Origin of the sequence: Lutibacter sp. (assembly GCF_016342705.1) — a bacterium.
GTDB lineage: Bacteria > Bacteroidota > Bacteroidia > Flavobacteriales > Flavobacteriaceae > Lutibacter.
The window spans coordinates 20245-35850 of record NZ_JAEINV010000018.1; the positions used below are offsets into that span (position 1 = coordinate 20245).

Genomic DNA, 15606 nt, shown 5'->3' on the forward strand with positions numbered 1-15606 from the left:
ACATATTAATAAATTATGGGAATTTCAAATTTTTGGTTTTACACCATAATGGTGGTTGTTATTTTACACGTTATTGTAGGCTTTGCGTATTTATTGTACAAACTCTCGCCTAAAAAAAAGGATAAAAAAAAACATGAATAAAGACTTTTTAATTGTTCAGCTTCATAACCTTGAAAATGCAAAACGTACTAATAGATTGCGCGTTACCAATTTAGTACTTGAAAACAATGAACTTTTTAACTATTTAATTGAACTAGTTTTTGAAGTAAAAAACAAATTATCTATAAAAGCAGCTTGGGTTTTAGAACTTGTTTGTGAAAAAAAATTGGAATGGATTGTACCACATTTAAGCTATTTTACCGAAAATATTCATACCGTTATTTTTGATAGTGCCATAAGACCAGTTTCTAAAATTTGTAATTTTTTAGCAATTGCTTATACTTCTAAAACTGAAAACTTAATTAAAGAATGTATTTCTACAAACCATATTGAAAAAATTATAGAAGCAGGATTTGATTGGATGATTAGCAAACAAAAAGTAGCCGTAAAAGCATATACAATGAATGCTTTATATTTATTTGGAAAAGACTCAGATTGGGTTCATCACGAATTAAAATTAATAATTCAACAAAATATTGCAATAGAAAGTGCCGCCTATAAAGCACGCGGAAAGATTACTTTAGCACTCATAAACAAAAAATAAAACTATCTAATTTGGCTTAATTTCATTAATTTTGCGTTTTTCAACTCAAAACTAACAAATGATATTAACAAGTTTAAATGCCATATCTCCAATTGACGGTAGATACAGAAATAAAGTAGAAAATTTAGCGCCGTTTTTTTCGGAAGAAGCACTAATAAAATATCGTGTAAAAGTAGAAATTGAATATTTTATTGCGTTATGCGAAATTCCTTTACCGCAATTAGCAGATTTTAACACTTCCTTATTCTCTGAACTAAAAAATATCTATGTTAATTTTTCTTCAGATGATGCACAAAAAATAAAAGACATTGAAAAAGTTACAAATCATGATGTTAAAGCTGTTGAATATTTTATAAAAGAAAAATTTGACGCTTTAAATCTTCAAAAATATAAAGAGTTTATCCATTTTGGATTGACTTCTCAAGATATTAATAATACCTCAGTACCATTATCAATAAATGATGCTTTTGATGCTGTTTATTATCCTGAATTGGCGCTATTATTACAAAAACTGTGTGAATTAGCTGCTGAATGGGCACACATACCTATGTTGGCGCGCACACATGGACAACCAGCCTCTCCAACGCGTTTAGGAAAGGAAATTGACGTTTTTATAGAGCGAATTGAACAACAAGTAAAACAATTGCAAAATGTGCCTTATGCTGCTAAATTTGGTGGTGCAACTGGTAATTTTAACGCACATAAAGTAGCATACCCAAACATCGACTGGAAAGCTTTTGGAACAAATTTTGTTGAAAAAGTTTTAGGTTTACACCACTCTTTTCCAACCACTCAAATTGAACATTACGATCATTTAGCGGGTATTTTTGATGCTCAAAAACGCATCAACACTATTTTAATAGACTTTAACCGAGATATTTGGACATACGTTTCAATGGATTATTTCAAACAAAAAATTAAAGCCGGTGAAGTTGGTTCATCTGCTATGCCACACAAAGTAAATCCTATAGATTTTGAAAACTCTGAAGGAAATTTAGGAATTGCCAATGCTATTTTTGAACATTTATCGGCAAAATTACCTATTTCTCGTTTACAACGCGATTTAACCGATTCTACAGTTTTAAGAAATGTTGGTGTTCCTTTTGCACACACAATTATTGGTTTTAGTTCTACGTTAAAAGGATTAAATAAATTAATTATTAATGAAGCAAAATTTGCTGAAGATTTAGAAAATAATTGGGCGGTTGTTGCGGAAGCAATTCAAACAATATTGCGTAGAGAAGCATATCCAAATCCATATGAAGCTTTAAAAGGGTTAACAAGAACTAACGAAAAGATTACACAAAAATCAATGGCTGATTTTATTGAAAGTTTAGCTATTTCTGAAACATTAAAAACAGAATTAAAAGCTATTACACCAAGTAATTACACAGGTATTTAAACATTTAAATATGAAAAAGTTAATTTTATTAATTTGTGTTTTAACAGTAACTATTTGCTGTAAAGAGGAAGGTTTAAATGCAGACCGTTTTAAAACCGGAACTTTTGAAATTCCAGAAGGAAAAGGGTATGAAAAAACCATTCTTATAAGGAAAGACTCACTTCAAATTGAAAAATATGAAGATAGAATAGACACATTATCAATTACTTGGAAAAATAATTTTAACTACACTTTAAAAATGTTGCACCCAAAATCTGCTATTGATGAAGATCCAATACACGTTAAAATTACCAATGTAAAAAAAGATTCGTATGAATTTGAAGCTGTTATTGGACATTCAAATTTTGTACAAAAAGGAGAAATTATAAAAAAATCTAATTAAAAAATGGAAATATTTTTACACGCAGACACTTGGATTGCTTTACTTACATTGACATTTTTAGAAATAATTTTAGGAATAGATAATATTATTTTTATTTCTATTACGGCAGGTAAATTACCTAAAGACCAGATTAAAAAAGCTACGAGATTAGGATTACTATTAGCGCTTGTTTTTAGAATTATTTTATTAATGGGTGTTACGTGGCTCATATCTATGAAAGCACCATTTTTAAGTTTTGATTTATCTTGGTTTAAAGGAGGAATTACAGGTCAAAGTGTAATTTTGGTTTTAGGTGGAATATTTTTATTATACAAAAGCACCAAAGAAATTCACCATAAAGTAGAAGGAGATGAAAAAACTGAAGGCGACTCAACATCTGTAAAAAGTAAAGTGGCAGCTACATTTGGAATGGTGATTGTGCAAATTGTAATGATTGACATTGTGTTCTCTTTTGATTCAGTTTTAACGGCCGTTGGTATGACAAACGGGATTCCTGGAGCCTTACTTATTATGATTACCGCCGTTATTGTTTCTATGATTATTATGATGATTTTTGCAGTACCTGTTGGTGATTTTGTAAACAAACATCCAACCATTCAAATGTTGGCATTATCGTTTTTAATTTTAATTGGTTTTATGCTAATTACAGAAGGCGCACATTTATCTCATATTGAAATTTTTAATAAACCCGTTGGAGCAATTCCAAAAGGTTATTTATATTTCGCTATTGCTTTTTCATTAGGTGTTGAAGCGCTTAATATGAAAATTAGAAAAAAGGATTAATTAAAAGTAAACACTTGATACATTATTATTTACAAATTTAAAATAGATTATTTAAAAAGAAATATTTTCGTCAACGTGAACTTGTTTCAGGTTCTCATACTAAAGGATAATTAGCATATTGAGATTCTGAAACAAGTTCAGAATGACAACACTAACCACTTTTTATACAGCTTTTTATTAAATTTACAAATCATACCACACAATAAATTATGAACGAACGCAGGACCACCAATATTTTATTATTAATAATTGTAGTTCCAGTAATTTTTTATTTACTTAAAATATTACATTTCATTCTAATTCCATTAGTAGCCTCCTTATTTATAGCGTTATTATTTTTACCATTAATGAGATGGCTTTCAAAAAGAAATATTCCAAATTCTTTAAGTGTCATTATTGTTTTATTAATTTTTGTAGCAAGCTTTTTAGTAGGTGGAGAAATTATAAAATTGGCAAGCAAAGAAATTATGGAAACTCAGGGTGCTTTTATGGCAAAAGCACAAATTAAGTTAACAGATTTGGCTTATACAATTGAAGATTTTTTAGGTATTAAAATCATAGAAAATGGCAACCTAATGAATGTTTTTATAAATAAAGAGGATGTTGGGAAAAATTTTGGTTTAACCATTGGTTTAATTGGAAATATTGTATCCATGCTACTGATGACAGCCTTTTTTGTTGTGCTTTGGCTTGCCGAATCTCTTAATTTTTACAAAGTTTTAAGTAGTACTATTTTTAAACAAAAATATGCTTCTGCAAAAATTTTCATGAAAATTGAAAGTGATTTAATCACTTTTGTAAAAGTTAAATTTTTTGTAAGTGCTTTAACTGGCATTGGATTTGGGCTTGCTTGTTACTTTTTTGATGTTAGTTTTCCAATATTTTGGGGCTTATTTGCATTTTTAATTAATTTTGTTCAAATGATTGGCTCTGTGGTATCTGTAATTTTATTAGCATTATTTGCATTTGTAGAATTAGATCCAACTAGCACATTACTATTCTTTATTTTATCTATAACCTTGGTACAAGTAATTTTTGGAAGTATTTTAGAACCTATTTTTATGGGAAAATCATTCTCCATAAATGTAATTGCCATTCTTGTTTCTTTAATGTTTTGGGGTTATATCTGGGGAGTTCCCGGACTTATTATGTCTATACCAATAACTGTCTTTTTAAAAATAATTTTTGAACAATTCCCTCAAACAAAGTTGTTTGCAACTTTACTAAAAGGTGCTGATCAAAAAATAAAGATACCAATCATTAAAAAACAGCACTAAATTCAATATTATTTTGTAAATTCATAATGTCTTTAACATACTATTTTTCAAATAGTTGTTAAATTCAAATTTTGTGTTTTAAAGTAATATTAGTTACATACAACTGTAATGTTTATTACGGTTTACACTTTTCACCTCCTATACATTTGCACCAAACTAAAAAGCAAAAACTATGAGAGTTTCTTATATTTTATTTATTTCAATTTTATTTCTAAATCTAACAACTATTTATGCTCAACAAGAAATTTCAATTTCTTTAAGTGATGTTTTAGAAAAAGTTGATAACAACAATCATACGGTTAAAATTGCAGAACAAAATTATAATGCAGCTAAGGCTGATTTTAATCAAACAAACTCAATTTTATTGCCAAACATTTCCATTTCACACGCTGCAATTTCTACAACCAATCCTTTAATGGCATTTGGTTCAAAATTGAATCAGGAAATTTTAACACAAGCCGATTTTAATCCAGCTTTATTAAATGATCCTGATGAAATTAAAAACTTCACCACAAAAATTGAAGTGCAACAACCAATTTTTAATGCCGACGGTATTTTTATGCGTAAAGCGGCAAAAGCTAAAATGAATGCTTTTGAATTGCAAACTACAAGAACTAAAGATGCTATGAAGCTAGAAGTAACCAAAGCTTATATGCAATTACAAGTTGCTTACAAAGCTGTTGAAGTTTTAGAAAAGGCAAAAGAAGCTGCTTTAGAAAGCAAAAAAATTGCAGATAATAATTTTAAACAAGGTTATATGCAAAAAGCTGATATTTTATCTGTTGAAGTTCACGTTACAGAAGTTGAAAATCAATTATTAACAACTAAAAGCAACGTTAAAAATGCATCAGATTATTTATTGTTTTTAATGAACGAAGATAGTGAAGGCACATTAAAACCATCAAATGAATTAGTTGCTGATTTAAATTTAGACGTTTATAACCAACAATTATCTGAAAACAGAGCAGATATTGAAGCCATGCAAAAAAGTACAGAAGCATATAGCAATATGCACAAGGCCGATAAAATGAGCTTTTTACCAAGATTAAATGCATTTGGAACCTATGAATTATATGACGACCAACTTTTTGGCACCAATGCAAAAGGTTATTTGGTAGGTGCTCAACTTTCTTGGAATGTTTTTGATGGGTTTAAAAGCATTGGAAAAGCACAAAAAAGTAAAGCTGAATTGGATAAAGCTGAAATTAGTTTAGATCAATACAAAAACCAAAGTCAGTTAGAATTTAACAAAGCAAAACGCCAATTAAAAGATGCTGAAAACCAGTTAAAACTAACAACTTTAGCTTTGGAACAATCTAAAGAAGCTTTCAGAATAAGAAAAAACAGATTTGAGCAAGGATTAGAAAAAACCTCCGATTTATTAATTTCTGAAACTCAATATTTTCAAAAACAATTGGAACAACTACAAACAGTTTTCAATTATAATTTTACAAAAGCTTATGTAGCTTTTTTAACAAAATAAACTAACACAATCAAGCTAATAGTAGATCACAAAAATAAAAAATCGATGAAAAATTCACTAAAAATAATAGCAATTGCAACTTTAATATTCATAGCTAGTTGCGGAGATGATAAAAATAAAACAATTGATAACCAAGTAGCTGTTGCAGTAAAAGTAAACACGCCATCATCAGAAAATGGCGCTTTTTTAACAGCAAGCGGAAAAATTGAAGCCGTTCAAAATGCAAACTTAAGCACCAGAATGATGGGCTTTGTAAATAATGTTCACGTAAAAGTTGGACAGAAAGTTTCTCAAGGTCAATTATTAGTGAGCATTAATAGCGCAGATATTTCTGCTCAAAAAGCTCAGGTAAATGCATCTATTACAGAAGCTACCGCTGCTTTTAAAAACGCTGAAAAAGACTATAACAGATTTAAAGCATTATTTAGTGATAACAGTGCATCTCAAAAAGAAATGGATGATATGACTGCGCATTATGAAATGGCAAAAGCACGTTTAGAAGCAGCTAACCAAATGAAAAATGGTGTAAACGCACAATTATCTTACTCAAACATTACAGCTCCTTTTAGTGGTGTTGTAACGGGGAAATATGTGAATAAAGGAGATATGGCAAACCCAGGAATGCCTTTAATTAGTATGGAAACTCCTGGTTTATATCAAGTAATTGCTATGGTTCCAGAATCTGAAATTACTAAAATTACCAACGGTATTGAAGTTGCTGTTTTGGTGAAATCTACCAATCAATTATTAAAAGGAAAAGTTACGGAAGTTAGTACTTCAACTAAAAATACTGGTGGACAATATTTGGTGAAAGTTGTGTTAGACAAAACGGATGTAAAATTACTATCTGGTATGTTTACTTCGGTTCAGTTTCCTATTGAGAAAAAAGAAAATGCAAACGGATTGATTTTGATTCCGAAAAGTGCTTTAATTCAACAAGGACAATTAACTGGTATTTATACTATTGGAAATGAAAATACTGCTATTTTAAGATGGTTAAGAATTGGTAAAACTTTTGGTGATGATGTTGAAGTTTTATCTGGCTTAAGTAAAGATGAACAATATATAGTTTCTTCGGACAGTAAATTATTTAACGGAGCAAAAGTAACTATTCAATAATATTAATAGTAGCGTTAGGGATAGCAGTGGAAATACTTTTTTGAGAAAAAAAGATTGAAACGAATAGCCCGGCCCAAAGGGTAACGCCCAAAAATTTTAAATTATGCAAGAAGGTATATCAGGTAAAATTGCCAATGTATTTATAAATTCTAAATTAACTATATTGTTAATGGTGGCTTTAATGGCCATTGGTATTTATAGTTCTTTTTTAATTCCAAGAGAAGAAGAACCACAAATTATTGTTCCTATGGCCGATGTTTTGGTTGGCTATCCGGGAGCAAGTCCTACGGAAATTGAAAGCAGAGTTGTAAAACCGCTGGAGAAAATTATTTCGAATATTAAAGGTGTGCAACACGTGCATAGTATTGCTATGAACGGACAAAGTATGATGATTGTGCAGTTTTATGTTGGTGAAGATACAGAGCGTTCATACGTTAAATTATATGACGAATTAATGCGCTACCAAGGAATGTTTCCTCCGGGAGTTACCCAACCGTTGGTAAAAACGCGTTCTATTGATGATGTTCCTATGTTGGGATTGACTTTTTGGAGTGAAAGTTTAAATGATTTTGAAATTCGTCAAATTGCTGAAGAAGTTACTTCGGAAATTGAAAAAGTGAAAGATGTATCTATTACTAAAGTTATTGGTGGAAGAAACCGTGAATTAAAAGTGACTTTAGATAAAGATAAAATGGCTGAAAATGGTGTAGATGCTTTGGGAATTATGCAACTTATTCAGGCTAATAATAGCAGTTCTCAATCTGGAAGTTTTGTAAAAGGTGATGAAGAATTTTTAGTGACAACTGGTAAATTTTTAACATCTAAGGACGATGTAGAAAATTTAGTTGTTGGTGTACATCAAAATATGCCCGTGTATTTAAAACAAGTGGCAACTATACATGACGGACCTGGCACTCCAAAAAGTTATGTGAGCTTTGGTTTTGGAAAAGGAAATGAACAATTTGCTAAAAGCCCGAGTGAATACTCTGCAGTTACACTATCAATAGCAAAAGTAAAAGGTGCTGATGCTATGAAAATTTCAGAAAAAATTCTGGAAAAAGTAGCACACTTAAAACAAAATTTAATTCCAAATGATGTCCAAGTAGATATAACTAGAAATTATGGAGAAACAGCTTCTCACAAAGTTGGTGAACTTTTATTACACTTGGGAGTTGCTATTTTAGCCGTTACAATTTTAGTAATGTTAGCTATGGGATGGCGCGGTGGATTAGTGGTGTTTTTCTCAGTTCCACTAACATTTGCTTTAACGCTATTTAGCTATTATTTGTTAGGTTACACATTAAACCGTATTACATTATTTGCACTGGTTTTTGTGGTTGGTATTGTGGTAGATGATAGTATTATTATTGCTGAAAATATGCACAGACACTTTAAAATGAAGCGTTTACCATTTAAACAAGCAGCTATTTATGCTATTAACGAAGTTGGAAATCCAACCATTTTAGCAACATTTACTGTAATTGCGGCAATTTTACCAATGGCTTTTGTTTCTGGTATGATGGGACCTTACATGAGTCCAATGCCAATTGGAGCATCTATCGCTATGATACTTTCATTATTTGTGGCTTTAACCGTAACTCCTTATTTGGGATACCATTTATTACAAGAAAAAGACGAACAAGCTCATAAAGAAGAAGAAGGCTTAGAAACTGGTCTGATTTATAAAATCTACAAAAAAGTAGAACAACCTTTTTTAGATAGTAAGAAAAAACGATTTGTAATGTTAGGTATTACAGTAGTTTTATTACTAGGTTCTGTTTTAATGTTTTTTACAAAATCGGTAGCTGTAAAAATGTTGCCTTTTGATAATAAAAATGAGTTTCAAGTAGTTATTGATATGCCTGAAGGAACTACTCTAGAAAGAACTGCAGTAGTTACAAAAGAAATTGCGCAATATTTATCTACAATTCCAGAAGTTGTAAATTATCAGAATTATATAGGAACCTCTGCACCTATTACATTTAACGGATTGGTTCGTCATTACGATGTTCGTGGTGGAAGTAATATGGCAGATATTCAGGTGAATTTATTATTGAAGGAAAATAGAGATTTACAAAGTCATGATATTGCTAAAAAAGTACGTCCACAAGTTCAAAAAATAGCAAAAAAATATGGTGCAAACGTAAAATTAGTGGAAGTTCCACCAGGACCTCCAGTATTATCAACGTTGGTTGCAGAAATTTATGGACCTAATTATGATGAGCAAATTAAAGTTGCCAAACAAGTTAAAACTATTTTAGAAAACACAACCGATGTTGTGGATATTGACTGGATGGTTGAAGATGCTCAAACTGAATATAAATTAGAAGTAGACAAAGAAAAAGCAATGTTAAACGGCATTGCACCTCAACAAATAGTTGGAAACTTAACGTATTTATTAACCGAATATCCAATCTCTTATTTATATGATGAAAATTCTTTTGACGAAGTAAACATTGTTTTAGGTTTAAATGATGATGACAAAACTAGTTTACAAGATATTCAAAACATAAAAATTAAAGGTAGTACCGGAAATATTGTTCCTATTAGTGATTTGGTAAAAGTAAAAGTAGACTCATTACAAAATAACATTTATAGAAAGGACCAAAAACGCGTAGTTTATGTTACTGCAGATATGGCAGGTGGTTTAGAAAGTCCTGTATATGCTATTTTAGGAATGAAAGAAAAATTGCAAAAAATAGAAATTCCTAAAGGTTATAAAATTAATGAGTTGTATTTAGATACTCCATCTGATGAAAGTGACTTTACCGTAAAATGGGATGGTGAATGGCAAATTACTTTAGAAGTTTTTAGAGATTTAGGAGCTGCATTTATAATAGTTATTATTATTATTTATATGTTAATTGTTGGATGGTTTCAAAACTTTAAAACACCAATGGTTATGATGGCCGCTATTCCACTTTCATTAATTGGAATTGTATTAGGTCACTGGTTATTAGGCGCTTTCTTTACTGCAACTTCATTTATTGGAATGATTGCTTTGGCTGGGGTTATGGTTAGAAATTCAGTATTATTAATTGACTTTATTGAAATTCGTTTAAACGATGGAATTCCTTTAAAACAAGCAATAATTGATGCAGGAGCAGTAAGAACTACACCAATTTTATTAACAACAGGAGCAGTAGTTATTGGGGCATCTATTATATTATTTGATCCAATTTTTCAAGGGTTGGCAATTTCGTTAGTAGCAGGAGCAATTGTATCAACACTCTTAACATTAATTGTTGTGCCATTAATTTATTATATGACCGAAAAGAAAAAATGGGAAAATAATAACAAAAATTAAAACTCAGAATTATGAAATTATTAATAATTACCGCCATTAAAGTTTTTGAAAAGGAAGTTAAACAAATGCTGAAAAAATCAGGAGTTAAGGTGTTTTCTTATACAGATATAAACGGCTTTAGAGACGCAACAGAACAAGCTGTTGAAAGTAATTGGTTTGGATCTGAAATGAATGAAAATGAAAGTTTAATGTTCTATTCTTTTGCTGATCAAGAAAAAACAGATCTATTATTTAAATATGCGAATGAATTTAATGAAACTCAAAAAACATTATCAAAAATTCATGTAGTTATTTTAAACGTTGAAAAATCTAATTAATAAATTATGAAAACTAGAATTATACATGTTGTTGCAGGACTTTTTATATTAATAAGCTTAATTCTTGCTGTAAAAGTAAATATTAATTGGCTATGGTTTACTGCATTTGTTGGAGCCAATTTGTTTCAATCTGGAATTACTAAATGGTGTCTAATGGGCATTATTTTAGAGAAATTTGGCATAAAAGACTAAAAATAGTTTGTAATATTGTGTTTAAATTAAAGTATTATTAAAAAGTTTTTTAAACATATAATTTCAATACTACTAGTTACAACTATACTGCTACCTTTTGCAGTACAGTTTGTGCATTCCTTTGAAAAACATGAACAATCAATTTGTCACGAGCAAAATAAAACACATTTTGATACTCATGAAATTGATTGTTCTGTTTTTCATTTTAAAATAAATAACAATACTGTAAATTTTTCTTCTACAGTATTTAAAACTATTATTACCAATGTTGAAGAAAAAATAATTTCTGTTGAACATCAATTTTCATCAGAAAAACCTCAACATAAATCATCTAGAGCTCCCCCGTATTTATTGATATAAACTGAATTTTTAATTAGTTATCAATAAAATATTTAAACATGAAAACACTAAGTACCATCCTTTTAATAGGATTATCCATTTTTGCCCATGGTCAAAATAAACTATCGGGAAAAATAACTACTCATTTAAATGAACCAATATTTGGTGCAGAAATTTATATTGAAGAACTCAATAAAGGAACTTCTTCAAATGAAAACGGTTACTATGACTTAACCAATTTACCTAATAATCCAATTAAAATTACGATTTCATTTATAGGCTTTGAAACTAAAGTAATCACTTTTATTCCAACAGAAAAAGAAAATACCCTAAATATTGTTTTAATGGATGCCATTTTTAAAATGGATGAAATTATAATTTCAACACCTTTTAATAAATTACAATCGGAAAATGTTGTAAAAATTGAACGCGCAAGTTTACAGCAATTAAAAAATAAAGGTGCCGCTACATTAATTGATGGTATTGGAGCGCTACCAGGCGTTTCCGTAGTTTCAACTGGTGTTGGCATAGGAAAACCAGTAATTAGAGGTTTACGAGGAAATAGAGTTTTGGTGTACACACAAGGAATTAGATTGGAAAACCAACAATTTGGTGATGAACACGGTTTAGGAGTTGATGAATCTAGTATTGAAAGCGTAGAAGTTATTAAAGGTCCTGCATCGCTTTTATATGGTTCAGATGCTTTGGGTGGCGTACTCTATTTTAACCCTACAAAATTTGCTGAATTAAATAATTTCGATGTTAATTTTAATCAAACTTATTTTTCAAATACAGCAGGAAGCAACACATCTTTTGGGGTTAAAAAATCATATAATTTATGGAAGTTTTTAGCAAATGGAGCTCACAACCAACATAGTGATTACGAAACTCCAAATCAAGGAAATGTGACTAATACACGATTTAATGAAACTACCTTTAACACTGCTATAGGATTTAATAACAGTAAATTATCCAGCACCTTACGCTTTAATTTCAATAATTCCATAGTTGGTATTCCTGAAGAAATTGGAGTGCAAAACAACCATAAAACACCACTTTTACCTTACCAAGATTTAACCACAAAAATGGTAAGTTTAAATTCCATTTTCTTTTTACCGGCATCTAAAATTTCAACAACTTTTGGCTATACATTAAATGTTAGAAAAGAGTTTGAAGAACACGAACATGAAGAGGGTGAAGAACATTTGGAAAATGAAACCTTAAATCCATCGTTATTTTTAAATTTAAACACTTTTAGTTATGATGCCAAATGGCATTTGCCAAAAATAGGTAAAGTAGAATCAATTGTGGGAGTACAAGGTATTTATCAGGAAAATGAAAATTTTGGAGAGGAAATTTTAATACCAAATGCTACCACCAAAGATTTTGGAACTTTTATTACAGGATTGTATAATTGGAAACAAAATACGCTACAAGCAGGAATACGCTTTGATACCAGACATTTAAATACTGAAGAACATTTCGTAATTCATGAAGATGAAACACATATTTTTGAAGCAATTGATAAATCGTTTGAAAACATATCATCTTCATTAGGTTTTAAAACAGTTTTGTTTGATAAACTTATCAGCAGATTTAATATTGCGTCAGGATTTAAAGCTCCAAACTTGGCTGAGTTAACTTCCAATGGTATTCACCACGGTTCAAATAGGTTTGAAATTGGCAATGGTAACTTAAAAAATGAACAAAACTTTCAATCGGATATTTCTTTAGAATTTAATACCAATCATTTTGAATTTTATGCCAATGGATTTTATAATTATATTAACAACTATATTTTTATAGCTCCTACTGGAGAACTAGAAGAAGAATTATACATTTATAAATATACACAAGATAATGCCAAATTATATGGTGGAGAAATTGGTTGGCATTTACATCCACATCCTTTAGACTGGTTGCATTTAAATAGCAGTTTTGAAATAGTTGTAGGAAAGCAAAACAATGGTAATTATTTACCTTTAATACCTGCTAATAAATTTACTAACACTTTAAAAACTGTATTTAAAGATACAAAATGGGTGCAAAATGGTTTTGGAGCCATTACATTAGAATCTAATTTTAAACAAAAAAATATTAGTGAGTTTGAAACTAGCACCAATGGCTACAATATTGTTAATATTGGAGTTGGTGGAACCATAAAATTATCTAAATACATGTTAGACGTTAGCTTAAATGCCAACAATTTATTGAACACTTCTTATATAGCTCATTTATCTAGATTAAAGGTTGATGGAATTGAAAATATTGGAAGAAATATAATTTTTAATTTAAAACTTGAACTCTAATTTCATTCTATACTAGGCATAAAAAAAGTAGCTTTAAATTAATTTAAAGCTACTTTTTATTTGTAAAAATTGGCTATTTTCTAATTTTTATTCAATTACAAAAAGTACATCGTTCTTTTGAACAGAATCACCAGACTCAAAAATTATTCCAGCTAAAACGCCATCTTTAGATGCTTGAAAATTGTTCATCATTTTCATAGCTTCTAAAACAACAACAATATCACCTTCTTTAACTTGGTCTCCATTATTAAATTTATACTCAATAATCATTCCTGGAATTGGAGATTTTACAGCTCCATTTTCATCTCCATCATTTTCTCTTGCCTCTTTCTTTTTACGAGAAAATTGTCTTGCATTAGCCTTATTGGTTGGAATAGAAACACTAAAACGTTCTCCATCAACAAAAACTTCCATTTCTTGCATTGGTGTATCAGAATTTACGTTTGAAGTAGTTAATTCTCCTTTTAAAGCCTTGGCAATTAATTCTTCCTCTTTTTTAACCTCTTCCATTGTTTTAGCTTTCATATCAGCAGGCATTTCCTCTAAACCATATTTGATTTTTAAGAATTTTTTACCTGTTACTGGATATAATGCTAATAATACTTCATCATCAATATCTTTTGCTAAACCTTTTGCTCCTTCTTTAACAGCATCCATTTCTGGTTCTAAAACACTTCCTGGTCTACATTCAATATGTTGTTCACCTCTTGGATAGTCTTTTAAAGCTTTCTTTCTAAGTTCAGGATTTATTGGCAACGTAGTTTTACCATATAATCCGTAACATAAATCTTTAACCTCTTGAGTAATTTTAGAATATTCCCCTTCATAAGAATCAAACAATACATTGTTTACTGTTTGCACACCAACAATTTGACTAGTAGGTGTTACTAATGGAATTTGTCCTAAATCTTTTCTTACTTTAGGTAACATTTTAAATACATCATCTAATCTATCTAATGAATCCATTGCTTTTAATTGATTCACCAAGTTAGATAACATACCTCCTGGAGTTTGATGTAAAATTACATTTGTATCAATAATTGAATATTTCGGACTGTTATCTAAATGCTTATATTTAGGTATAATAGCTTCCATTTGAGCGCTAATATCCGTTAGTTTTTTAATATCTAAGCCAGTATCTCTGTTTGTTCCTAATAAAGAAATTACTAGTGGCTCAATAGCTGCGTGAGAAGTTCTATACGCGTATGGCGACATACAAGTATCAACAATATCAACACCTGCCTCTATTGCCTTAAAAATAGCTAAATCTCCCATCCCTGAAGTAAAATGAGTATGCAAGTTTAAAGGAATATCTGTAATTTTCTTAAGTTCAACAACTAAATTATAAATATCATAAGGAGCAATTAAACCTGCCATATCTTTAATACAGATAGAATCAACACCAAATTCCATTAATTCTTTTGCTTTGTTTAAGTAATAGTCCATATTGTACACCTCACCACCTAACCTTGGTTCTGTTAATGTATAACAAATGGTACCTTGGAAATGTTTTCCATTACGCTTTACAACTTTTGCTGCTGTTTCAAAGTTTCTATAATCATTTAATGCATCAAAACATCTGAAAATATCCATTCCATTGTCACAAGAACGTTGAACAAAATTTTCTACAACATCATCTGCATAATTTCTATAACCAACAACATTTTGACCTCTTAACAACATAAAAAATGGTGTTTTAGGCATATATTTTTTTAATGTTCTTAATCGTTCCCAAGGATCTTCTCCTAAGTATCTGTGCATGGTATCAAACGTAGCTCCTCCCCAAGTTTCAATTGCATGAAACCCAACTTCATCCATTTGCTCAGCAAAAGGTATCATATCTTCAGTTCTACCTCTTGTTGCAAACAACGATTGGTGTCCATCACGAAAACTTAAATCTTGTATTTTTATTGGGTTTTCTGCTTTTGGTCGGTCTGCACTATAATTCATTGGAGTCATAATTAATGCTCCGTGTTTATCATATATCATTGTA

At 30.0% G+C, this 15606-nt stretch carries 13 protein-coding genes; 12 read left to right on the forward strand and 1 reads right to left on the reverse strand.

What is annotated here, in order from left to right:
• Positions 1-133 precede the first annotated feature (133 nt).
• From JEY78_RS13925 to JEY78_RS13980, 12 genes are all read left to right on the forward strand, one after another.
• Positions 134-703, forward strand: coding sequence for an adenylosuccinate lyase (locus JEY78_RS13925; protein WP_291852634.1), 570 nt, complete (start codon positions 134-136; stop codon positions 701-703).
• 58 nt (positions 704-761) lie between these two features.
• A complete protein-coding gene (gene purB / locus JEY78_RS13930; protein ID WP_291852637.1) occupies positions 762-2105 on the forward strand; it encodes an adenylosuccinate lyase in 1344 nt (447 codons plus the stop codon).
• A 10-nt stretch (positions 2106-2115) separates the two neighbouring features.
• Positions 2116-2487, forward strand: coding sequence for a hypothetical protein (locus JEY78_RS13935; protein ID WP_291852640.1), 372 nt, complete (start codon positions 2116-2118; stop codon positions 2485-2487).
• A 3-nt stretch (positions 2488-2490) separates the two neighbouring features.
• Complete coding sequence (locus tag JEY78_RS13940; protein ID WP_291852643.1) at positions 2491-3270, forward strand: TerC family protein; 780 nt, start codon at positions 2491-2493, stop codon at positions 3268-3270.
• A gap of 209 nt (positions 3271-3479) precedes the next feature.
• Complete coding sequence (locus tag JEY78_RS13945) at positions 3480-4547, forward strand: AI-2E family transporter (protein WP_291852646.1); 1068 nt, start codon at positions 3480-3482, stop codon at positions 4545-4547.
• 172 nt (positions 4548-4719) lie between these two features.
• Positions 4720-6030 carry a TolC family protein gene (locus JEY78_RS13950; protein ID WP_291852649.1) on the forward strand — a complete coding sequence of 437 codons (1311 nt, stop codon included), beginning with the start codon at positions 4720-4722 and terminating at the stop codon, positions 6028-6030.
• A 45-nt stretch (positions 6031-6075) separates the two neighbouring features.
• Positions 6076-7149: an efflux RND transporter periplasmic adaptor subunit gene (locus JEY78_RS13955; RefSeq protein WP_291852652.1), complete on the forward strand. Its 1074-nt coding sequence runs from the start codon at positions 6076-6078 to the stop codon at positions 7147-7149.
• Positions 7150-7252: 103 nt separating this feature from the next.
• On the forward strand, positions 7253-10456 hold the full coding sequence (locus JEY78_RS13960; protein ID WP_291852654.1) for an efflux RND transporter permease subunit: 3204 nt from the start codon (positions 7253-7255) through the stop codon (positions 10454-10456).
• 11 nt (positions 10457-10467) lie between these two features.
• Complete coding sequence (locus JEY78_RS13965; protein WP_291852656.1) at positions 10468-10773, forward strand: hypothetical protein; 306 nt, start codon at positions 10468-10470, stop codon at positions 10771-10773.
• Between the two features lie 6 nt (positions 10774-10779).
• A complete protein-coding gene (locus tag JEY78_RS13970) occupies positions 10780-10965 on the forward strand; it encodes a DUF2892 domain-containing protein (protein WP_291852659.1) in 186 nt (61 codons plus the stop codon).
• A gap of 111 nt (positions 10966-11076) precedes the next feature.
• Positions 11077-11325, forward strand: coding sequence for a hypothetical protein (locus JEY78_RS13975; protein WP_291852661.1), 249 nt, complete (start codon positions 11077-11079; stop codon positions 11323-11325).
• 38 nt (positions 11326-11363) lie between these two features.
• Positions 11364-13613: a TonB-dependent receptor gene (locus JEY78_RS13980; RefSeq protein WP_291852664.1), complete on the forward strand. Its 2250-nt coding sequence runs from the start codon at positions 11364-11366 to the stop codon at positions 13611-13613.
• An 87-nt stretch (positions 13614-13700) separates the two neighbouring features.
• Here JEY78_RS13980 and JEY78_RS13985 read toward each other — a convergent pair whose 3' ends face one another.
• Positions 13701-15602 (reverse strand): pyruvate carboxylase subunit B, encoded by a 1902-nt coding sequence (locus JEY78_RS13985; protein ID WP_291852666.1) that lies wholly within the window; start codon positions 15600-15602, stop codon positions 13701-13703.
• Positions 15603-15606: the final 4 nt, after the last annotated feature.